The following is a 16,278-nucleotide window of genomic DNA, read 5'->3' as shown; positions in this document are numbered from 1 at the left end:
TTAAAAGGGCTGTTTGCCGTCCTCGCGTTGCCGGATATATTTAAAGATTGAATCTATTAGGCTATCGCTAGTAGACTCCGCCGAAACCCACCATTCCTTAACCGCACGCTGAACATCATCATGTAATGCGGCAAGGTTGTCATTTCCTTTGCCGGCTTCAAGCTGTTGCCGCAGGGAACCGATGGTTCGGACATGTGCATTAATGGTCCGCCCGGCTTCAGCGAGGGCTTCAATCATCTTCGTGTTTTGTAGCATTACATCAGCCTGAGCAGGCAACTCACCTGTAATCACGTAACTGTCATACGGCACGATTTGCCCCGAATGGATACCTTCAATGATTTGCGCGCTCCTGCAAGGGTTCGAATCTTGGGCTAATCCGAAACCTTTTTCATTTAACAGCCTTGCGGCATATTTCACCGCTGGAGCCTCCCCGGCACTCCTTTTGTTAAACACCTTTATTTCAATTGGCATTTTTACACCTCTGTATCGTTTTTTGGTATATCCGTTTTTCCTTGACCTCCGGTCTGGTCCGCAAGTCAGACTGTCATAGCAGCGACGACACACCCGTTTGCGGCCTAAGTACTCTTCTCGGTCCGGGTTAATCTCGCCGCCGCATATCTGGCAGTCCAGCAGCCGGAGGTGAATTTCAACCATCTCATTCATGGGGCTCAGCTCCATTCAACCGGCCATACAGCCGGATAATGAATTGCTCAAACCATATCCGCCCTTCCCGGGATTTATGAGCCCAGCGGTGACAGGTTCGGCAGACGGTAACGCCATTGTCTACCGTGCCCGGTCCACCCTGAGACTTGAAGACTACATGATGTGGCTTGTCTTCCAAGTCCCTGCCTTCACCGCATTTGACACATCGGTATCCGTCACGCCGAAAGATTTCCTCTATTGTTTCTTGGCTAAACTTTCCCCGAACGCCGCGCTTCACTTTTCCCCGACCAAAGCTCGGCTTCGGTGCAGGATGAAAGCCGAAGGCGCTCATTAGTACAACGCCAGTTCTTTGTGATGTTTGATTCGGGTGATTTTCTTCGTCTGCCGGCAGTACTCGCATTTCTCGCAGCGAACCGGTTCTACCTTGCCGGACTTGACCGCCTTGACGCGTTCAATGTGATTGCCTACAATCCGCAGGTGAGACGCGATATCATCAAAATCAAAATAGATAATCTCATGGTCTGGTGGGTCTTGCTTAGTCACGACAACCATGTGAGGTAGTAACCAATCCTCTTCTTTGCGCCCGGATACCCGGCGCTCTACCTCGGCGTATACCGCCATCTGGATGATGTATCCGTAATGGTCCAGAAAGTTTTCGTAAGCCTGCGCCTCGCGATTCCAAAACTTGCTGTCCATCTCTTTCAGTGCCTTCAAGTCAGCGAATATCTTGGCCTCCGGTTGGTAACTGTCCAGCATGACCTTCCAAGGGATGCCGAACATTTCCGTGACCATAATGACTTCCTTTTGTCCGGCTAGCGCCTTCAACACCAGCGGATCGTTCTCCAGCACCTCAATCATTTTGTTGCAATGCTGGAAGTTGGATTTAAGTTGCCCGGCTGTCGCCCCTCTGCTGCTGTACAAGTCAGGATTGTTAGCCTTGAATTCTGCAAGGGTGCCTTCATTCCAAGCATGGACGAAATGTCCTTCCATGAAGGCTACAGACGGCGGCTGAACATACTCGCCGTTGATCTTAGCCATTGCCTGAGCCTCACAGCCCCCATAGGAGGGCAGGAAGCCTTTAAACTGGCTGACACTCATATAGTGGCGATTGGCTTCCAAGCTGAAGTAATTACTCTTGTTCAGTTCCACCAGCAGCGCCCTCCTTGACCTCTGTAAACTCTCCGTCAATTACCGTTGCTTTGGGGTTCAGCGGACTCTCCTGCACCGGGCGCTTTTCCTTATTGAAATCAAAATCTCCGCCATCCTCAAAAGCTTGCTTGGCCTCGATAGTATCAAAGTCCAATTCAATGTTTTTGCAGAGCCTCCGGAGGACCGTCTTCTTGTACATTTCACTTGTGGTGACAACCCACGCCTTGGAAAACTGTCCCGTTTCTTTGGACTTCTTGGAGAAGTTCTCCTTGATATTTTCGATATCCTTAACACTCATGGTGTCATAATTCATAGAGCCATCTTCAAACGTAACGACCGCAAAAGCCCCCAATATTTCTCCATCATTGAACGGTAGAGGTTTAAAATTAACACTCTGTTTTCCGCCTTCGATGATCTCTTCGAATTCATCCCCTGCCCGTACTACCTTTGCATAGATATCTTTTATCCGGTTTAAACTGTACTTCTTAGCGAGCTTAACCTCGCCTTTGTAGTCCGTCATGAATTCGACTTTTCCGCCATATATAATTGCGTAGCATTCCTTATTGAAGAAATCCAGACCGAGGAACGCGCCCTTAAGCATTGTCCGGGCAATACTGACAGGATCAGCCTTTTCTATCCTGTTGGTGTCTTGCAGGACGGTCATGCAGTTTTGCAAGAACCTGGTTTTATTAAAACTGGAGGGCATAGCGTCCCTTTTGGAATCGATCAATCTTTCCAGGTTATTATGAATCGTCGCTAATTGGGTGTTTGACATTCCTTATCCCTCCACGGTTTCGACATTCAGTTCTTTGCCCTCAACGGTAGAAAGCAAGAAGTATTGGTAATCATCCTGCTGCGCAGCCTCCAGAATCTCTTGCTGCTTGCTGCCGAGGTTCTGCCAGCCGTCCATGCAGATTACTTTCAGTTCCCCGGCCTGAGCCTTGGCGAGCTTGAACGCGAATTCGAAGGACTCTCCTTCGCTGAGCCCATCCAGTAGCGTGCCATCAATGCGGATGCGCCCTTTGTCGTCAACTGTCAGTCCATCCACCGGCAGTGCGGCGGTCTTAAGCAGTTCCTTCGGCAACTCGCGGGCCTTCTCTATCTTCGCGGTCAGGTCCGCAGCCCGTGCTTCCTTTGGAGCCAACTTCTCCCGGATGATGTCGTTCATCCGTTCCCACTCCCGCAGATACTCCTTCATCTCGGCCGCTTTATGGGCTGTGGCCTGCAACGGCTCTGGGTCAATCCACTCAACATCTGCGATGACCTGCTGTGCATGGCCTGACTTCGCTTTCTCAGCTGCTATCAGGTTCGTCTCTTGATCCGCGATCTTCTCTTTGTCCTTGCGCTCATGCTCCGCGAGATTATCAAGTGAGGTTGTTTTTTCAGCGATCTGTTCCCGGTGTTCACTGATATATCTTTTGTTCAGTTCAACTTCCTGTTGAATATCTTCTTTGATGTTGAGCTTCTTTTGCTGGTACTGGAGCTTAAGGCGTTCAATAGCCTGCTCCAGTTCATTGTCCAATTGCAGGTTCGCCTCCGAGATTCGGCGGTCAGCATCATCAATCAATTTCTGATCCTGTTCAACACGTTGCTGCAACCGCTGGATGCCCGCTGTCAGGGTGTCTCGCTGTCTCCGATAATCAAGCTTGCTTTCCTCAGCAGTGTTCGCAGAACGCCGCTTGATGTCGTCGATACGCAGTGTCAGGCCGTCAATCAGCATCTTGGCCTCTTCGAGTTTCTTATTGGATTCCTGAGCCTCGGACAGCCTGCGGTAAAGCTGCTGCAGGTCCACCCCCCGCCATTCTTCGCCGTCATAGTCTGGCGGCAGGTCGCGCTTGATGCCTTCAATGTTCGCCCGCAGCAGATTGATTTCGCGATTAATACTGGAGCGTTCTTCAAAATATGCTGATTCAATTTGTTTCAAAATCTGAAGGATATGCAGCTGATAATCCGCCTCCGGCATCTCCCCGAACCATGCCTTGATGCCCTCTGTTGTCCAGTCAATCTGCAGCATGTTCAGGATGATTTCCGTTTGCTCCTTAGCATCTTTTTGCATGAATTCGATAGGGCGGAAGATATCACCGTTGATCAACTTGCGCAGGAAGCCTTCCGTGTTGCTTACAGCCTTGCTGTCGTGTTTAACCTTGAGATAGTCCGCCTTTTCCGTCCGAACTTTACGGGTGATCTGCAGGCCATCTGTCAGCTCGACAAACAGCTCAGCCTCTTCCTGGCCGTGGCTGATCACCTCAGTCCGGCGACTGTTATTGGTCAGTGCCTTTTCCAGCGCCTCAATAAGGCTGGTCTTGCCTGCGCCGGAATCGCCATCTACTTTATTGATCTTGCCCGGGGAAATACTCAGCTCTTTGATCCCCAGCCAATCCTTAATCTCGATCCGCTTAATATGCAGCATCTTTACAGCCTCCTAAATATTGTGGTATAGTGACCGTGAATTTTAAGGTAAGAGTTTGCTTAATGCTCCTGGTTGCAGCCGGGGGCATTATTTGTTTTTGGGAGGATCAATCTCCCATGGGTCCAGTGTGCGGACCGGGATAGCTATCTCCGTATCTACTGCATCCAGCATGCAGAGCAGACACATCATCTGAGCATCATCGCCCACCGCGTAAACAGCGAAGTTGTTACACTTGCATTTGGCACTCATAGCGGCCGCCTCCGTTTTATTGATGGCTGTAGAATCTAGGCCGTTCTTCCTTCTGGGTCTTCGCAAGCAGTTTACGACCAGTGCGATTAACAATGCCGCCATATTCCTTCTTGATCGCTGTAGTGACAACAGAAGGGCCAAGGGAACCGGGGATGTAAGCTACCTTCTCAGAAGGTTCATGCTTGAACTGGCGGCGGGATTTGGCTTCCGCATAGTCCTTGGCACGCTGAGATTGAATGGCTGCGATAAAGGCGTTACGCTTGTTGGTGATACGGAATTTTGATTTCATGAATGATTCCTCCGATATGTTTTTTTTGAGTGGTTTATGACGTTTTGGGGTTCAAAACCCCGATTTTGGCAAAAAAATAATAGGGGTATGAATAACCCGGTTTAAAACAGTGATACATTAGCGTCCTTCGGGACCCAGAATTCATTTCCGAAATCATCCTTCACACATACTTCAACTTCGCCCTCTGGTGTTTCAACAGCTCCAGTTACAGTGATGGTCCGCGTCAGCGTCCCGGTCTTGCCGATTAAATCAGTGATTTCCTTCATCATCTTGTTCACCTCCTTGACGTTAGTCTACTTGCGCTTACTCCTGGTCGTCCGCATATCCTTGGCATGCATGGTATCGCTGGGATATCCAGTGTTAAGCGGCTTCGGGGGGATATGGCCTTCCAGGTTCTTCTTGGCGGCATCCATATTAAACCTGACCGCCTCCGGCTGGCCGTATTTCCCGAACAACTCCTTGCGCTCCATATTGTGCGCTGTGCGGCAGTGCAGGGCGGTGATGACATCGCCTGTGTGTCCGCAATTGGGATAAGGACACTTGACTGTGCTCCGAATGATGGTGGTCATAATGGCAACCCCAGACTGACAATGAGCGCCTGATCGACCTCTCCCATGTGCTCATTGGTGAGTTGAGTGCTACAGTTCCGCAGCCTTGATTTGTCAATGGTCCTTAACTGCTCCAGCATGATCACCGATTCTTTGGGCATTTTATAGGACCGATCCACCCGGACATGTATCGGCAGGTCCTTGCGTTTGGCGTGACTGATGGTTGCAATAATCACTGTTGGGCTGTAACGGTTTCCGGTGTCGTTTTGAATAATAAGTACTGGCCGCAGCCCGCCTTGCTCACTGCCTTGATTGCCGCCCATGTGCGCCCACCAGATTTCCCCTCGCTTTGGCTCAATGATCATACACACACCGCCAATTCCTCGGCCTTGGTAGCCCAAAGAGACAAAACAGCATTTGTATGTTCACGACGCTCACGGACTGCCTGCCGCTCCATGTTGTCGTCACCCGCTGCCTTGGCTGCATGCATAACGCTCAACCAGTAGGCCATTTGTTCGCGGTGGTACCGGATTTGATATTGCTTGTCGTTCATACCAGTTGCGCCTCCAGCTCTTCAATTTGCTTACAGATGTCCTGCTGCCATTCCATATCTCCCATTTCGTGAGCGTGAAAAGCCAGTTCCTTCAATGCGTCCAGTTCGGAGACCAGCTTATAGTTTTTCAGCAGCAGGGGCATCAAGAGCATCAATTCGGGCATGCCCATTTCAAGGATTCCGTTCTTATTGATATTCACGGCTGTGATAAAAGCCATTTGGCGGTGTAGCTTGTGGATACCGATCATTGTAATTCTCCTTTCCTTTGTAGGAATATTTTCCTCGCTGTCGAATTGTTAGTTGTCGAGACTACAATATTTAAGTGAGGGGGTGTTCATAATGGAAAAGTATGAAAAGATCATTAAGGACTTAGACGATAGCGGAATTTACGATAGAGTAAGGGAACGAATCAGCACATCTGCACTGATTGCCGTTTCGGCATTAAAGGAAAAAGACCTTGATCCGAGAAATGATGAATTTTTATTTTCGTTGGTCAGTACCGTTACGGTTGAAGCAGTTCGTCAGGCCGTTGCTATTTCTGTTAGAGTCCTTGAACAACAACTCAATCAGGAGTCATGATTCCCTTTAAGGTTTCTGTAATCTGAGAGTGAATCTTTTGCTCTTTCCTTTGTCCGCGCAATATCAACTTCAGGCAAGCCTCTTCCTGCCGGGGTGGGAGATATTGATTCAACGAATTTGTTCACCTCGGCACGATATGCCAACCGTGCGTTGATGTCTTCCGGGAGTACTGCGTACACGGCTTTGCGCATTAACTTGTGAAGCCAGCGTTTGATCATTGGGATTCTCCTTTCTCCAATAGATGCCCTGGCTGTTCCATTAAGAAAGTTGGCAGGGACCAAGCGTCAATCCAATGTAGAGCTTCCTCGAACCGATGCTCTGGCGTGTCCCGATAAGACCTAGACAATCCAAAGTGTTTTTTATACTCGCCCCACATTCTCGTAACAGCTCGGCGCAGATTGACCGTTAACCCCGACTCTTTTGCCAAGATCGCCCATTTCCCGATGTGCGATTTCCCTTTTGCCTGAATCTTGTTCTGGTCTTTTTGAGTGCAGATGATCCGAAAACGAAGTTGCTCATTCTCTCTCTGAAGCCGTTCTTTTTCCTCTTCTGCTCTGGAAGCTTTCTCGACCAGAGTTTCAATTTCATCAGATGTCAATAATTGCAGCTGGGTTTGCATCTTCCCCTACCTCCTCTATGACCTGATTTATCAATATCGCCGCCCATTCTTTGCGGCTTTTTGCTATTGTTTCATCGAGCGAATTCCAAAAATGTTCGGCCACTTCCTGCGCTTCTCGTTGGTCCCGAATGGAAACGAAATACATTAATGCTGTGGATAGATCAACATCAACATAGGCGCGGGTTTTGCTAAGTGCCTCTTTCATTTTCCTGAAGTCATATTCACGCTTTTCCTTTAAGGAGTTGCGTTCAGCGATTTCTCCCTCCAAATGTCTTTTGGCTTCTGCGAGTTCGTTGTTCTCTTCAATCAGCCTGCGGAGTGTTTCCTCATCCTCCTTGGAACGGCCTTTCCGCTTCTTAAGCGCCGCGATTTCCTGCTGCAGCTTCTCTTGCTGTTCGGTGTGTTGCTGGATGGATAACTGTCTGGCCGCCTCTGCTTGCTTGGCTCGGAGTTCAGCGGCGTCCTTATCTTGCTGTGTCTCCTTAAGAGCCTTCTTGACTTCCCGCAGCTCCTTGACAGTCATACTCTCGACCTTCTTAGATTCGCCCGTTGACGGTACGATGTGTTCCTGCCCTACGAATTCAGAGCGGTCAATTGACTCTGGAAGGGATAATAGTTCAAATATCTTGCCGACCTGTAAAGTTGGCGACGTCGCCAGGTTTCCGAATTGCTCATATGCATGAATGAATTTTTGCGCAGTGCTGTGGTCAATGTCGATATTCGAAAGCCAAACCATCCATTCTCCATGAACAAGATCATTCTCTTTGACATGCTTTAGCCGCTTGCCAATCTCGAAAAGCGACTGTCCAGCAACTTGCTTGTAACTGTTAATCTCTGCTGTGATAACCTGCAGGTCTGTCGATAAAGCCACTTGGGTCATTGTCTGCCTCCCTCCCGGATTTGAGCGTCGATGTTGATTGTGTGTATTGGTGTGAGCAAGTATGTTCACCATCCTTTCTGGTAATGCTGTGTGCAGCGTGAATTTTAGAGTGTAATTTATTTTTCTAGCGGAATGCCCGTATTGCTTTGTGTCTCTGGAAGACACCCCGCCTCATGAAAATTTTCAATTGGAACTTTAAAGAGTTGGCTCAGCTTTATAACCTCGTCCACATAAAACCGTACGTGGCCGTTTTCCTTTCTGGAATAAGCCGTAATAGATAGGCCCAATTCCTTTGCCGCTTCTTTTGCTGTTTTTTTTGAGTTTACTCTAGCTGCTTTAACGCTGATCTTAAGCATTCGCTCACCCCCTTGTTCTCGCTGTCGTGTCTCCCGGAGACACCCATAGATTAGCACCTGTTTTAGGCATCGTCAACCCCTAAAAAGACACGAACATAAATTATTGTTGTATTAAGTGTCTTTTTGAGGTTATACTGTATTCAAACATTAGATGAGGGAGAATTTAAAATGAGCGTTTCTGAAGATAAAAAAATATTTTATAGTGTAGTGGGAAAAAACATTAAAAAGTACCGTGACATTAGAAATTATAGTCTTCAGATTTTGGCGGAAAAAGTTGGCATTACTAAAAAAACTGTTCAGCGCTATGAAAATGGTGAACATAAATTTGACATGGATAGACTTAGAGATTTAGCTGCAGCCCTTGACGTCACGGTAAATCAATTGACAGAAGGCGCTTATACATATACGGGAACCGAAATTGAAAATTCTGAATACATAAGTTTACCTGTGGTTGGAAAGATTTCCTGCGGCAACGGTGAATTAGCGTATGAATCCATTGAAGGGTATGAAACAACTCCGCGCTCTTGGATCAATGGCGGAGAGTATTTCTACCTAAGAGCCAAGGGTGACAGTATGAATGGGGCTCGAATATATGACGGTGATTTGTTGCTCATTCGTGGGCAGGAAGAGGTTGAAGACGGAGAAATAGCAGCTGTTCTTATAGATGAAGAGGCCGTACTTAAAAAGGTGTACAAGCAAAATAATACTTTGATTTTACAATCTGCAAATCCAAACTATGCCCCTATCATATTAACTGGAGAAGAAAAGAATATACGCATTATTGGAAAACTAAAAAAGGTAGTTATTAGTTTTTAGGCAAATATTATTAAAGCCCGCCCTCACAGGCGGGCTTTTGTTATGGGGTTCTGTATGCCATCACGACTCTACCTACAATTATCACATGTTCTCTTATCTCTTCTTTTATCTCAATATTAGAGGCTTTCAAGCGATGCCCAGTTTCCGTCTCTTCAACCCTTCTAAACTCCAGCATTGAAATATCAGATTGGTTTGCTATTGCACAAATTTCATTTGGCAAATACGACTGCGTTTCTTCTATGATTAGAACATCGCCTATGTATATCCGATCTCCTGACATGCTATTGTCCGTAGCTCTATAAGAAAATTTCCCCATATTACGCCTCCATGATGATATAATTTGATATAGAATTTTTAGGAAAGGAGAATTGCATGGCATTCCTGCTCGGGGACTGCCAACTGCTTGACCGTATTAGGGAAAAGAACATTACACAGGCTGAGTTTGCAAGGCACATGGGTTGCTCGCGTTCCTACGTCAATCAATTGATAAAGGGTAAGCCGAGGATGTCCCTTGAGTTTGCAATTAATGCAGCCCATTTCCTCAATTGTAGTGTAAATGACTTATACACATTACAATGGTCAAGCAAACGGAATGAGTAGATTCTCTACTCTCCCCCCGCGCAGGAGTTAATCTATCACTTAACAAAATTAGTACACTTCTTCGACAAAGCGATTTGTCAAGGTGATTTCAAAGTGTGAATCCATTATCATTTTTTAAAGAATCATGATAAATTAAAGGTGTTATTTTTGTAAAACATCTCTGGAAGGGCTTGTCTGCCAGGACGAGCCCTTGACCATTTTCTTGTTCAACTCTTTAAATCCCGAACTTGACATTGTACATTTCTTCTTTCCAACACCAAAATACGCAATCTTAAATACTGAATCCACCGCTTGGATATTATCCAGGTTTGCCAATACCCCCCGATCTAAGCGCAGAAAGTTCAATCCAGCCTTTTCAAAAGCTGACTCCCAGTATCTCAGAGCTCCAGTTGTAACATATTGAGCATCTTCTGTTTGAACCGAAATAAATAGTCGGTTGTCAAATTGCATATACAATATCTCATCAACTGGTATTTGTTGTATCCCTGAACCATCTTCACTTTCAGTAACTGTTACATAAATCATTTAATGCCCCCCTTTTAAAACCACACTTAAATTTTGTCAACATTTTTTTAAACGTTGAATTAATATATTCTAATTTAATACCATTTACAGGAATTAGACAATCATAATTGGGATTCTCAATTTCCCAATACAAATATGTTTTTTCGACATTTTACGCAAAATAAAAGAGGCCCTAGAGACCTCTTTCTGTTGTTTATATGACACAAATTCGGTTATTTAATTCGAGCAATTCATCTCGAACCTGCCGGTACCGATGGAACGCAATAGTGCATTCATTTCCGGTATTCCGCCCAGCAAACATCAATGTTTTTTCCCTTTCATTAATCCCGGCTATCTTACTAACGTTCACTACCGTCCCTCTGTCAATAAGTTTAAAGCGGTGTCCTGAATTATTCATCATATCAATCCAATATTTTATAGATCCCATCGCGTCGAAATCTGCCGTCGATGTAACTATCTTAATGTGCATTTTTTCCATTCTGCTTTTAAAATATAGTATTTCATCTACTTTGACGAGTATCAACCCTCCGGTTGCATGAATGTCATTTGTGACAACAATATGATCCATATTTAAAGCCCCCTACTTCTTCAGTAGCTGAGCAGGGATTTTGCCCTTGTAAATATACAAGAAGCTGTTTGTGCCAACAGTAAAATCCGCAACAGCATACAACATATTCGCAATCAAATTCATGAATTTTCCACCTCCTTTCCAGGAATCAATAGCAGTACTTGTACAAAAAAACAAAGCGCCAGTGTTGTGGATTGGAAAATCAAGTTGGTTGCAACAATAACGCTTGCTGCTAATTTCATTTTCCAAAAATGTTTGGGATCAATGCGTGACTGGTTTTCAAGCCCCTTTGGTGCCATTACTGCAACAACAATTAGTGCTAAAACAGTGATAATAGCGGTTACCCCTTCGGGCAAGCTGATTAAACTAATCCCTGTGAACAGCAAAGTGCTGACAAATACACACCACGTACCAGATTGAAGATGTAGCCCTCCAGTTAGTTGTCGTAGAATTGCAAATCCAGTAAGAGCTATAAGTGCTGAAATTATATGTCCTGTACCAATTGAGATAAGTAGCGTAAGAGTAATAATAAAGCCTGCATTTAGAATAATGCCCAGCGAAAATTGCAGTACCTCTTCAGTCGCATGATGATCAGGAACTGATTTCTTGATGTGAGAGGCTAATGTGCTCGATATCTTATCAATCATAGAAGCGTTCCTCCCTTATGGCGTAATATATTAACATCATTAGCGCTGCTCCGAAAAATACAATATTGAGCCAGATGTCTTGTCTAATCATGATAATTGAAAATATAATCAAAAAAATCAGCATCAGTACAATAACGATAGTGTTTTCGCTTTTTAACCGGAGTCTTTCGAATTCAAAAGTGAAGCCCATACGATTTTTTGACATGAACCATGAAATAAGGATTAATAGAATTGCCGTCATTGCTTGGGTAGAATACCCATGAAAGAGTGTGGATTGTGCGTTGGCTATGGACCCAAATGCTGTGAAGACAACTACGGTTTGAACAATTGCAAAAGCCATATATCCCAAAATAGCAATGATACCTGACCACAGTACCGGTGTCTTAACTACTGTTGTCAGCAGTAAAATAAAAAGCAAAATGTTTATTACCGGAACCATATAGGTCAACTCCAACTCATTTCGTAAAACAAAACTCTGTAAGCTCATGAGCAGGATTATAAAGAGCGATGGCCATATGTGATCTAGTGGGTTCATTCGAAAAATAGCCATCATTATGAATAGGATGCCAACACCTTCAATTGTCGAAAATAATAAAAATCCTACTGCCTCTGAAATCAACCTTCTACACCACCTGACATAATTTTCTTTCAATAGGTTAATTATATATCTGGATACCAAATTACGTATACAGATAGTTTATAAGAATCACAGGGACGCCGTAATGCCCTCGTATGGCGGATTCCGCGACCATCCCGGATAAATGCTCCGGTAGGTTTCAACCAGCCCCGCAGCTGGTCCTAGGCGCTCTCAGCGCTCATCAGGCGGATTATGAATTTATCTTCAAAAGCGCCGATTGTGCATCTGCCAATAACGCTTTACAATCCTCAGCAATTTCATCTCCTTCCCAATCCTCTATGTTCTGTTCGAGGGTTTGAATCCGAGCTTCCAACGCTAACTCAACTGCTATACGTTCTCCAGGTGTAAATTTCATATCTTCACTTGCCTCCTTTAGAGGGGCCGTAGCCCCTAATGTTATTCCGCAATCGCCCGCAGGAACTCAATGCAAGCCCGCTGTTCCGCTGTCGTCAGCCAGCGAGAACGCTCAATATCCGTAACATGACGATCAATGTCCGATACGCTCCGAATCCAGTCATTCCCACCTAATCCGTGGCTGTTGATTGACGATACAGAGCCTATGTCAGTTACGTATTCAGCGCCAAAGTCCATAATGACGACTCTTCCGCCAGCCTGCGCATTCAATTCAGCCGTTTTAAACCCGTGTTCATCCGTTGTAATGTTCAGCACGGTTTATCCCTCCTTATAGTAGTGGGGCCGTAGCCCCGTGTTATTAGCCCTTTACAACGATGACTGTCAACCACCCGTTAGCTGTCAGTACGGCATTGTAACCGCCGATAATGGCTTTGTGTGCGTTTGGTAGACGGTCATACTCCGTTGCAAGTACTCTCGGTATCTGGTCTTCGATGCGCCCGTTTTCCCCCTCCTGTTCTTCTTCGTACTCTGTGTACTCCTGCCATTGCTCAAACGGATCAGCGTACATGTCATCTTCTTCGTATATCATCCTTTATCCCTCCCGCGTATGCCCGCCGGCTTAGATTTTATGTGGATCTACTGAGATCACTGCGGCGTAACCTGGTTCGTTTTCGTAGTCGTGCTCTGCGTTGAATAGAGCTTCCAACTGCGTTTTACCACGGCGAATTATTTCCAGATACGGCTGATCCCTGAAATGAACTTCAAATTCGTATTCATTAAGTTCCTCCATTGCATCATCCCCTTGTTTCAATTTCTAGAATATTTTTTCAACTTCTTAATTCAATCATAAACGAAGTCGAAACAAATATCAAGTGTATTCATGAAATTATTTTTGAGTTATTGAAATTATTTTCTTGATCATATACTATTAAGACAAGGAGTTGATACGATGCTTACATTTGAACCGTTACGTATATTGCTTGTAAAAAGAAACATCAAGAAAATGGATTTTGTTCGGAGTGTGGGGATGTCCTCGGGGACCGCAGCTAAGCTTTGGAATGATGATTATGTGGCCCTTGATATTATTGATAGGATATGCGAAGTGTTGGATTGCGAAGTGGAGGATGTCGTTCGGAGAAAGAAAACAGAAAAAACCCCGCCATATAACTGACGGGGCCTTTTTATGTCATCATTCATTATTGTTGTCGCGCCTCTTTTAGGAACGTGCCCAGCTCTGATGTATACTTGGTCAACTGTAGACTAATCTCCGCGCGCAGCACATCCCGGGTCAGTGCAAACCGCTCCTGGTATCCCCTGCAATTAATATTATGGTAGATGACAAAATCCGTTTGCTCGTCTCCGAGTATTTTTATATCCCTCTGCTTCATCTCCCGCCGCAGCCGGTACAAGTCCTTTGTGATCTGATCCAGGACAGCATGTCCGGCCATAAGATACAAACGCTTAAGCAGGTTTGAGGTGTGCTCCATGTCTGCAAGGCTCTTCTGGACCATCTGGTCCATGTACTGCAAGAGGATATAGTCCCGGAGCAGGGTCCGCTCATCCGTTGTCATGTTACTCATACCACGGCCCTCACAGGCCGCCAGGACAAGATGCTGGAAGCCAAGAATACCCGAGGCGCTCCGGTTGTCAGGCAGGTCGCCCGGATACGTCCGTCACGGATGCCGAGGATATCAATCTTGCGTTGTGTGATCTTGCCCGCCTTATCCAGGTATATAATTTCTATAGTTTGGCCGATGCTCATTTTCATGTGATCGCCTCCGAAATAGGAACGTTTGTTTGTATTATATGCGAACTAATGTTCTTTATGCAATGGAGAAGTTTTTCCAAAATACCCGTTGACATGCGGTAACGCACATGATATATTTATATCAATAAATGCGGTGACGCACATCAAGGAGGAAATGAAAATGAAAAACGTTATGGTCAGAGCTTGGAAAATCGCACGGGAAGCAGTTGCTAAGTTTGGTGGTAAGGTTCGTGAGTATTTCTCCCAAGCGCTGGCTATGGCTTGGAAGGAGGTAAAGGCAATCAGAGAAAAACATTTCGGGTTTACCGAAATTAGAAAGGTCAATGGACTCTTACATTTCGCGGTTACTAACGTCGAAGTTCTGAATGTATCCGTAGTTGGATCGAAGACTAGATTTGACTACAAGGCTTTGCGGAATGAAAAAGTAGAAACAAAGACATTGATTACCGAATTCAGAACAGGCGTTGAAAAAGCTACTGGCCGGGCCGTTCGCATTTACACTGTCTCAATTGACCGCATGAAACTTGAATTTCGCGCGGGAGAGTCAATGGAAACTCTGTGCATCGAGCGCGGATTATTAACCTGGTCTTGATAAAAAAGGAGGAAATAAGATGATTATTCAAAATTTTAAAGTCGTCCGGTCTGAGTGGCCGGATGAGGACGGGTTTTTGCCCTGGACGATATCGGACGGTGTGCAGACTAAGGGGTCTTTTGATTCCGAGTCTGAGGCAGAAGAAAATATGGAACGGATCATGCTGAACTGGCGGTGTGATTCGTGATCAAAAAAGATCGAAGTGAAGTTTTCGGACGTTTAATTGCCATTGCAAATGTGTTAGGCGACCGAGTAAACGATAAGGGAGAGGTTGGCATTGCCGCCTCTCACCTGTCTCAGCTCGGAGTTAAGCCTGCGCAGACGCTTGAGCGCCTTCACCGCGACCTGATGGAGCATGCGCATCAGTTTGGAGAGGCGGAATTGGTATTGCTGGACATGTTCGGAGAGCTTATGGCCGAACTAGACGTTGAAGACTTTACCAACGAGCCATTAAAAGACTCATACGTGCATGCCTATCATACCCAACAGCACGCGCTAAATAACGTGATGGGCGTCGAAGAGGCTGCCAAGTTATGGGACCTGGCTCCCGGAACAATAAAAAATTACTGTTTGGGCGGGAAGGTCGTTGCAAGAAAAATCGGCAAGACATGGGTAATCGACCGGAATCAGCCCAATCCTAAACAAAGCAATCCACCTCCGATGGAGTGATGCAAAACATGCTTATGACCAGAACCTGTAATTCTTGCGGACGCACCTTCCAGGGTGGGCCTCGGGCTTATTATTGCCCGGAATGTCGGGACAGACGCCGCAGGGAGCAGGCTGAAAGCTACAGGAGACGAAAACGCAGCGGAGATACCCGTCCTCTCGGCAGCATGGACAAGTGCGAACGCTGCGGCAATGTTTACAGCGTTATGAGCGGCAATCAACGCTTCTGCGAAAAATGCCAACCCATCCATAGCGCCGAGTACGATCGGGAAACAAGCATTTCCTTTTATCACGAAAATAAAGAGCGGATAAACCCGCCGCGAAAAATAAAGAGAAGAAAGACGAACTCTACGTGCTCTTGGTGCAGAAAAGAATTTGAACCCGTGAACGGAAGTGTTACTTGCAGCGACGAGTGTAGGCGACAGCATAAAAACCGCCAAGCGCGGGAATGGTCGGCAAAAAAAGCTGGAAAAAGATAATTTTATATAAACGTAAAAAGCCCGCCGACCAGTTAAGGTAGACGGGCTTTTACGATGCTAGCAACTAAGATACAAACTCCCATTTCTTAACCATTAAATCCACCTTAATGGGGATCATCATAAAACTAAAACCGCCATTTGGAAACCACTCCATTATATCGCCTTGACACCCCTTATCCTGCCGGATATCTTCAAAGGTGTACGGACTCATCTTGATTTCCTTCGGCTTTACTGTGGCCGACTGTATTTCTTTTTTCAAATCCGCTCCTAGCCTCACATCTATTCCCCTCCAATATCTCTATTGTTAGTTAAGACCATCCGCATTGCTCCG

At 45.7% G+C, this 16,278-nt stretch carries 36 protein-coding genes; 7 read left to right on the top strand and 29 right to left on the bottom strand.

Going from position 1 to position 16,278, the window contains the following annotated elements:
• The 12 genes from HYD27_RS19735 to HYD27_RS19680 all read right to left on the bottom strand — a co-directional run bounded on the left by HYD27_RS19735 (position 1) and on the right by HYD27_RS19680 (position 6,109).
• On the bottom strand, positions 1 to 663 hold the full coding sequence (locus HYD27_RS19735; protein WP_219217997.1) for a hypothetical protein: 663 nt from the start codon (positions 661 to 663) through the stop codon (positions 1 to 3).
• Complete coding sequence (locus HYD27_RS32960) at positions 656 to 994, bottom strand: HNH endonuclease (RefSeq protein ID WP_375373933.1); 339 nt, start codon at positions 992 to 994, stop codon at positions 656 to 658. The genes HYD27_RS19735 and HYD27_RS32960 overlap by 8 nt, the downstream gene beginning before the upstream one ends.
• Positions 994 to 1,812 carry a PD-(D/E)XK nuclease-like domain-containing protein gene (locus HYD27_RS19725; RefSeq protein WP_219217994.1) on the bottom strand — a complete coding sequence of 273 codons (819 nt, stop codon included), beginning with the start codon at positions 1,810 to 1,812 and terminating at the stop codon, positions 994 to 996. The genes HYD27_RS32960 and HYD27_RS19725 overlap by 1 nt, the downstream gene beginning before the upstream one ends.
• Positions 1,793 to 2,587 (bottom strand): RecT family recombinase, encoded by a 795-nt coding sequence (locus tag HYD27_RS19720; protein WP_219217991.1) that lies wholly within the window; start codon positions 2,585 to 2,587, stop codon positions 1,793 to 1,795. The genes HYD27_RS19725 and HYD27_RS19720 overlap by 20 nt, the downstream gene beginning before the upstream one ends.
• A gap of 3 nt (positions 2,588 to 2,590) precedes the next feature.
• On the bottom strand, positions 2,591 to 4,222 hold the full coding sequence (locus HYD27_RS19715) for an AAA family ATPase (protein ID WP_219217989.1): 1,632 nt from the start codon (positions 4,220 to 4,222) through the stop codon (positions 2,591 to 2,593).
• A gap of 87 nt (positions 4,223 to 4,309) precedes the next feature.
• Positions 4,310 to 4,471 (bottom strand): hypothetical protein, encoded by a 162-nt coding sequence (locus HYD27_RS19710; RefSeq protein WP_219217987.1) that lies wholly within the window; start codon positions 4,469 to 4,471, stop codon positions 4,310 to 4,312.
• Positions 4,472 to 4,487: 16 nt separating this feature from the next.
• The gene (locus HYD27_RS19705; protein ID WP_219217985.1) at positions 4,488 to 4,760 is read right to left on the bottom strand and encodes a hypothetical protein; all 273 of its coding nucleotides are present in this window, start codon (positions 4,758 to 4,760) and stop codon (positions 4,488 to 4,490) included.
• Between the two features lie 101 nt (positions 4,761 to 4,861).
• Positions 4,862 to 5,029, bottom strand: a complete 168-nt coding sequence (locus HYD27_RS19700) for a hypothetical protein (protein ID WP_219217984.1) — start codon at positions 5,027 to 5,029, stop codon at positions 4,862 to 4,864.
• Positions 5,030 to 5,053: 24 nt separating this feature from the next.
• Positions 5,054 to 5,329 (bottom strand): hypothetical protein, encoded by a 276-nt coding sequence (locus HYD27_RS19695; protein ID WP_219217982.1) that lies wholly within the window; start codon positions 5,327 to 5,329, stop codon positions 5,054 to 5,056.
• Entirely contained in the window at positions 5,326 to 5,673 is a 348-nt protein-coding gene (locus HYD27_RS19690) for a type II toxin-antitoxin system PemK/MazF family toxin (RefSeq protein WP_219217980.1), read from the bottom strand. Before HYD27_RS19690 ends, HYD27_RS19695 begins: the two co-directional genes overlap by 4 nt.
• Positions 5,670 to 5,861, bottom strand: a complete 192-nt coding sequence (locus tag HYD27_RS19685) for a hypothetical protein (RefSeq protein WP_219217978.1) — start codon at positions 5,859 to 5,861, stop codon at positions 5,670 to 5,672. Before HYD27_RS19685 ends, HYD27_RS19690 begins: the two co-directional genes overlap by 4 nt.
• Positions 5,858 to 6,109, bottom strand: coding sequence for a DUF7667 family protein (locus HYD27_RS19680; RefSeq protein WP_219217976.1), 252 nt, complete (start codon positions 6,107 to 6,109; stop codon positions 5,858 to 5,860). The genes HYD27_RS19685 and HYD27_RS19680 overlap by 4 nt, the downstream gene beginning before the upstream one ends.
• A gap of 91 nt (positions 6,110 to 6,200) precedes the next feature.
• Here HYD27_RS19680 and HYD27_RS19675 point away from each other — a divergent pair, with 91 nt between their 5' ends.
• A complete protein-coding gene (locus HYD27_RS19675) occupies positions 6,201 to 6,440 on the top strand; it encodes a hypothetical protein (protein ID WP_219217974.1) in 240 nt (79 codons plus the stop codon).
• Here HYD27_RS19675 and HYD27_RS19670 read toward each other — a convergent pair.
• The 4 genes from HYD27_RS19670 to HYD27_RS19655 all read right to left on the bottom strand — a co-directional run bounded on the left by HYD27_RS19670 (position 6,428) and on the right by HYD27_RS19655 (position 8,295).
• A complete protein-coding gene (locus HYD27_RS19670) occupies positions 6,428 to 6,658 on the bottom strand; it encodes a hypothetical protein (protein ID WP_219217973.1) in 231 nt (76 codons plus the stop codon). The two genes, HYD27_RS19675 and HYD27_RS19670, sit on opposite strands and share 13 nt — an antisense overlap.
• Positions 6,655 to 7,059: an ORF6C domain-containing protein gene (locus HYD27_RS19665; RefSeq protein ID WP_219217972.1), complete on the bottom strand. Its 405-nt coding sequence runs from the start codon at positions 7,057 to 7,059 to the stop codon at positions 6,655 to 6,657. The genes HYD27_RS19670 and HYD27_RS19665 overlap by 4 nt, the downstream gene beginning before the upstream one ends.
• On the bottom strand, positions 7,028 to 7,939 hold the full coding sequence (locus HYD27_RS19660; RefSeq protein WP_219217971.1) for a DUF3102 domain-containing protein: 912 nt from the start codon (positions 7,937 to 7,939) through the stop codon (positions 7,028 to 7,030). The genes HYD27_RS19665 and HYD27_RS19660 overlap by 32 nt, the downstream gene beginning before the upstream one ends.
• A 116-nt stretch (positions 7,940 to 8,055) precedes the next feature.
• Positions 8,056 to 8,295, bottom strand: a complete 240-nt coding sequence (locus tag HYD27_RS19655; protein ID WP_219217970.1) for a helix-turn-helix transcriptional regulator — start codon at positions 8,293 to 8,295, stop codon at positions 8,056 to 8,058.
• A 168-nt stretch (positions 8,296 to 8,463) separates the two neighbouring features.
• On the opposite strand from HYD27_RS19655, the gene HYD27_RS19650 reads away from it, so the two are divergent.
• Positions 8,464 to 9,111: a LexA family protein gene (locus tag HYD27_RS19650; protein WP_219217969.1), complete on the top strand. Its 648-nt coding sequence runs from the start codon at positions 8,464 to 8,466 to the stop codon at positions 9,109 to 9,111.
• Between the two features lie 40 nt (positions 9,112 to 9,151).
• On the opposite strand, the gene HYD27_RS19645 is transcribed toward HYD27_RS19650, so the two are convergent.
• Positions 9,152 to 9,490 (bottom strand): S24 family peptidase, encoded by a 339-nt coding sequence (locus HYD27_RS19645; protein WP_375373932.1) that lies wholly within the window; start codon positions 9,488 to 9,490, stop codon positions 9,152 to 9,154.
• On the opposite strand from HYD27_RS19645, the gene HYD27_RS32955 reads away from it, so the two are divergent.
• Positions 9,484 to 9,711: a helix-turn-helix transcriptional regulator gene (locus HYD27_RS32955; RefSeq protein WP_219217967.1), complete on the top strand. Its 228-nt coding sequence runs from the start codon at positions 9,484 to 9,486 to the stop codon at positions 9,709 to 9,711. The two genes, HYD27_RS19645 and HYD27_RS32955, sit on opposite strands and share 7 nt — an antisense overlap.
• A gap of 141 nt (positions 9,712 to 9,852) precedes the next feature.
• Here the strand turns inward: HYD27_RS32955 and HYD27_RS19635 are convergent, their stop codons facing one another.
• From HYD27_RS19635 to HYD27_RS19595, 9 genes are all read right to left on the bottom strand, one after another.
• The gene (locus HYD27_RS19635; RefSeq protein WP_219217966.1) at positions 9,853 to 10,236 is read right to left on the bottom strand and encodes a LytTR family DNA-binding domain-containing protein; all 384 of its coding nucleotides are present in this window, start codon (positions 10,234 to 10,236) and stop codon (positions 9,853 to 9,855) included.
• A gap of 193 nt (positions 10,237 to 10,429) precedes the next feature.
• On the bottom strand, positions 10,430 to 10,804 hold the full coding sequence (locus tag HYD27_RS19630; protein ID WP_219217964.1) for a LytTR family DNA-binding domain-containing protein: 375 nt from the start codon (positions 10,802 to 10,804) through the stop codon (positions 10,430 to 10,432).
• A 12-nt stretch (positions 10,805 to 10,816) separates the two neighbouring features.
• Positions 10,817 to 10,909: a hypothetical protein gene (locus tag HYD27_RS32950; RefSeq protein ID WP_375373934.1), complete on the bottom strand. Its 93-nt coding sequence runs from the start codon at positions 10,907 to 10,909 to the stop codon at positions 10,817 to 10,819.
• 14 nt (positions 10,910 to 10,923) lie between these two features.
• Entirely contained in the window at positions 10,924 to 11,451 is a 528-nt protein-coding gene (locus tag HYD27_RS19620; protein ID WP_219217961.1) for an accessory gene regulator ArgB-like protein, read from the bottom strand.
• Positions 11,444 to 12,070 (bottom strand): hypothetical protein, encoded by a 627-nt coding sequence (locus HYD27_RS19615; RefSeq protein WP_219217960.1) that lies wholly within the window; start codon positions 12,068 to 12,070, stop codon positions 11,444 to 11,446. Before HYD27_RS19615 ends, HYD27_RS19620 begins: the two co-directional genes overlap by 8 nt.
• A 208-nt stretch (positions 12,071 to 12,278) precedes the next feature.
• Complete coding sequence (locus tag HYD27_RS19610; protein WP_219217959.1) at positions 12,279 to 12,443, bottom strand: hypothetical protein; 165 nt, start codon at positions 12,441 to 12,443, stop codon at positions 12,279 to 12,281.
• A gap of 41 nt (positions 12,444 to 12,484) precedes the next feature.
• Positions 12,485 to 12,757, bottom strand: a complete 273-nt coding sequence (locus tag HYD27_RS19605) for a hypothetical protein (protein ID WP_219217958.1) — start codon at positions 12,755 to 12,757, stop codon at positions 12,485 to 12,487.
• A 43-nt stretch (positions 12,758 to 12,800) separates the two neighbouring features.
• Entirely contained in the window at positions 12,801 to 13,031 is a 231-nt protein-coding gene (locus HYD27_RS19600; protein ID WP_219217957.1) for a hypothetical protein, read from the bottom strand.
• 30 nt (positions 13,032 to 13,061) lie between these two features.
• Positions 13,062 to 13,232 (bottom strand): hypothetical protein, encoded by a 171-nt coding sequence (locus tag HYD27_RS19595; protein ID WP_219217956.1) that lies wholly within the window; start codon positions 13,230 to 13,232, stop codon positions 13,062 to 13,064.
• Positions 13,233 to 13,391: 159 nt separating this feature from the next.
• Between HYD27_RS19595 and HYD27_RS19590 the strand changes: the two genes are divergently transcribed.
• Entirely contained in the window at positions 13,392 to 13,613 is a 222-nt protein-coding gene (locus tag HYD27_RS19590) for a helix-turn-helix domain-containing protein (RefSeq protein ID WP_219217955.1), read from the top strand.
• Between the two features lie 25 nt (positions 13,614 to 13,638).
• On the opposite strand, the gene HYD27_RS19585 is transcribed toward HYD27_RS19590, so the two are convergent.
• Together HYD27_RS19585 and HYD27_RS19580 are read right to left on the bottom strand one after the other, a co-directional pair.
• Positions 13,639 to 14,022, bottom strand: coding sequence for a YhjD family protein (locus HYD27_RS19585; RefSeq protein WP_219217953.1), 384 nt, complete (start codon positions 14,020 to 14,022; stop codon positions 13,639 to 13,641).
• Complete coding sequence (locus HYD27_RS19580) at positions 14,019 to 14,210, bottom strand: hypothetical protein (protein WP_219217952.1); 192 nt, start codon at positions 14,208 to 14,210, stop codon at positions 14,019 to 14,021. Before HYD27_RS19580 ends, HYD27_RS19585 begins: the two co-directional genes overlap by 4 nt.
• Positions 14,211 to 14,370: 160 nt before the next feature.
• Here HYD27_RS19580 and HYD27_RS19575 point away from each other — a divergent pair, with 160 nt between their 5' ends.
• The 3 genes from HYD27_RS19575 to HYD27_RS32740 are packed head-to-tail and all read left to right on the top strand — an operon-like array spanning position 14,371 to position 15,471.
• A complete protein-coding gene (locus HYD27_RS19575) occupies positions 14,371 to 14,802 on the top strand; it encodes a hypothetical protein (RefSeq protein WP_219217951.1) in 432 nt (143 codons plus the stop codon).
• Positions 14,803 to 14,821: 19 nt separating this feature from the next.
• On the top strand, positions 14,822 to 14,989 hold the full coding sequence (locus tag HYD27_RS19570) for a hypothetical protein (protein WP_219217950.1): 168 nt from the start codon (positions 14,822 to 14,824) through the stop codon (positions 14,987 to 14,989).
• Complete coding sequence (locus HYD27_RS32740; RefSeq protein ID WP_309242097.1) at positions 14,986 to 15,471, top strand: helix-turn-helix domain-containing protein; 486 nt, start codon at positions 14,986 to 14,988, stop codon at positions 15,469 to 15,471. The genes HYD27_RS19570 and HYD27_RS32740 overlap by 4 nt, the downstream gene beginning before the upstream one ends.
• Before the next feature lie 540 nt (positions 15,472 to 16,011).
• Here HYD27_RS32740 and HYD27_RS19560 read toward each other — a convergent pair.
• Positions 16,012 to 16,224 (bottom strand): hypothetical protein, encoded by a 213-nt coding sequence (locus HYD27_RS19560; protein WP_219217949.1) that lies wholly within the window; start codon positions 16,222 to 16,224, stop codon positions 16,012 to 16,014.
• Positions 16,225 to 16,278 lie beyond the last annotated feature (54 nt).

The sequence above is a fragment of the Paenibacillus sp. S150 genome, assembly GCF_019352175.1.
Taxonomy (GTDB): Bacteria; Bacillota; Bacilli; order Paenibacillales; family Paenibacillaceae; genus Paenibacillus_AQ.
The sequence above is the reverse complement of the archived record's forward strand: the minus strand, read 5'-3'. Positions and strand labels throughout refer to the sequence as shown.

Bases quoted from the DNA above. Each gene is read 5' to 3' on its own strand.
- HYD27_RS19735 (WP_219217997.1), bottom strand. From the start codon at position 663: ATGAATGAGATGGTTGAAATTCACCTCCGGCTGCTGGACTGCCAGATA.
- HYD27_RS32960 (WP_375373933.1), bottom strand. From the start codon at position 994: ATGAGCGCCTTCGGCTTTCATCCTGCACCGAAGCCGAGCTTTGGTCGG.
- HYD27_RS19720 (WP_219217991.1), bottom strand. From the start codon at position 2,587: ATGTCAAACACCCAATTAGCGACGATTCATAATAACCTGGAAAGATTG.
- HYD27_RS19715 (WP_219217989.1), bottom strand. From the start codon at position 4,222: ATGCTGCATATTAAGCGGATCGAGATTAAGGATTGGCTGGGGATCAAA.
- HYD27_RS19710 (WP_219217987.1), bottom strand. From the start codon at position 4,471: ATGAGTGCCAAATGCAAGTGTAACAACTTCGCTGTTTACGCGGTGGGC.
- HYD27_RS19705 (WP_219217985.1), bottom strand. From the start codon at position 4,760: ATGAAATCAAAATTCCGTATCACCAACAAGCGTAACGCCTTTATCGCA.
- HYD27_RS19700 (WP_219217984.1), bottom strand. From the start codon at position 5,029: ATGATGAAGGAAATCACTGATTTAATCGGCAAGACCGGGACGCTGACG.
- HYD27_RS19695 (WP_219217982.1), bottom strand. From the start codon at position 5,329: ATGACCACCATCATTCGGAGCACAGTCAAGTGTCCTTATCCCAATTGC.
- HYD27_RS19690 (WP_219217980.1), bottom strand. From the start codon at position 5,673: ATGATCATTGAGCCAAAGCGAGGGGAAATCTGGTGGGCGCACATGGGC.
- HYD27_RS19685 (WP_219217978.1), bottom strand. From the start codon at position 5,861: ATGAACGACAAGCAATATCAAATCCGGTACCACCGCGAACAAATGGCC.
- HYD27_RS19680 (WP_219217976.1), bottom strand. From the start codon at position 6,109: ATGATCGGTATCCACAAGCTACACCGCCAAATGGCTTTTATCACAGCC.
- HYD27_RS19675 (WP_219217974.1), top strand. From the start codon at position 6,201: ATGGAAAAGTATGAAAAGATCATTAAGGACTTAGACGATAGCGGAATT.
- HYD27_RS19670 (WP_219217973.1), bottom strand. From the start codon at position 6,658: ATGATCAAACGCTGGCTTCACAAGTTAATGCGCAAAGCCGTGTACGCA.
- HYD27_RS19665 (WP_219217972.1), bottom strand. From the start codon at position 7,059: ATGCAAACCCAGCTGCAATTATTGACATCTGATGAAATTGAAACTCTG.
- HYD27_RS19660 (WP_219217971.1), bottom strand. From the start codon at position 7,939: ATGACCCAAGTGGCTTTATCGACAGACCTGCAGGTTATCACAGCAGAG.
- HYD27_RS19655 (WP_219217970.1), bottom strand. From the start codon at position 8,295: ATGCTTAAGATCAGCGTTAAAGCAGCTAGAGTAAACTCAAAAAAAACA.
- HYD27_RS19650 (WP_219217969.1), top strand. From the start codon at position 8,464: ATGAGCGTTTCTGAAGATAAAAAAATATTTTATAGTGTAGTGGGAAAA.
- HYD27_RS32955 (WP_219217967.1), top strand. From the start codon at position 9,484: ATGGCATTCCTGCTCGGGGACTGCCAACTGCTTGACCGTATTAGGGAA.
- HYD27_RS19645 (WP_375373932.1), bottom strand. From the start codon at position 9,490: ATGCCATGCAATTCTCCTTTCCTAAAAATTCTATATCAAATTATATCA.
- HYD27_RS19635 (WP_219217966.1), bottom strand. From the start codon at position 10,236: ATGATTTATGTAACAGTTACTGAAAGTGAAGATGGTTCAGGGATACAA.
- HYD27_RS19630 (WP_219217964.1), bottom strand. From the start codon at position 10,804: ATGGATCATATTGTTGTCACAAATGACATTCATGCAACCGGAGGGTTG.
- HYD27_RS32950 (WP_375373934.1), bottom strand. From the start codon at position 10,909: ATGTTGTATGCTGTTGCGGATTTTACTGTTGGCACAAACAGCTTCTTG.
- HYD27_RS19620 (WP_219217961.1), bottom strand. From the start codon at position 11,451: ATGATTGATAAGATATCGAGCACATTAGCCTCTCACATCAAGAAATCA.
- HYD27_RS19610 (WP_219217959.1), bottom strand. From the start codon at position 12,443: ATGAAATTTACACCTGGAGAACGTATAGCAGTTGAGTTAGCGTTGGAA.
- HYD27_RS19600 (WP_219217957.1), bottom strand. From the start codon at position 13,031: ATGATATACGAAGAAGATGACATGTACGCTGATCCGTTTGAGCAATGG.
- HYD27_RS19595 (WP_219217956.1), bottom strand. From the start codon at position 13,232: ATGGAGGAACTTAATGAATACGAATTTGAAGTTCATTTCAGGGATCAG.
- HYD27_RS19590 (WP_219217955.1), top strand. From the start codon at position 13,392: ATGCTTACATTTGAACCGTTACGTATATTGCTTGTAAAAAGAAACATC.
- HYD27_RS19585 (WP_219217953.1), bottom strand. From the start codon at position 14,022: ATGAGTAACATGACAACGGATGAGCGGACCCTGCTCCGGGACTATATC.
- HYD27_RS19580 (WP_219217952.1), bottom strand. From the start codon at position 14,210: ATGAAAATGAGCATCGGCCAAACTATAGAAATTATATACCTGGATAAG.
- HYD27_RS19575 (WP_219217951.1), top strand. From the start codon at position 14,371: ATGAAAAACGTTATGGTCAGAGCTTGGAAAATCGCACGGGAAGCAGTT.
- HYD27_RS19570 (WP_219217950.1), top strand. From the start codon at position 14,822: ATGATTATTCAAAATTTTAAAGTCGTCCGGTCTGAGTGGCCGGATGAG.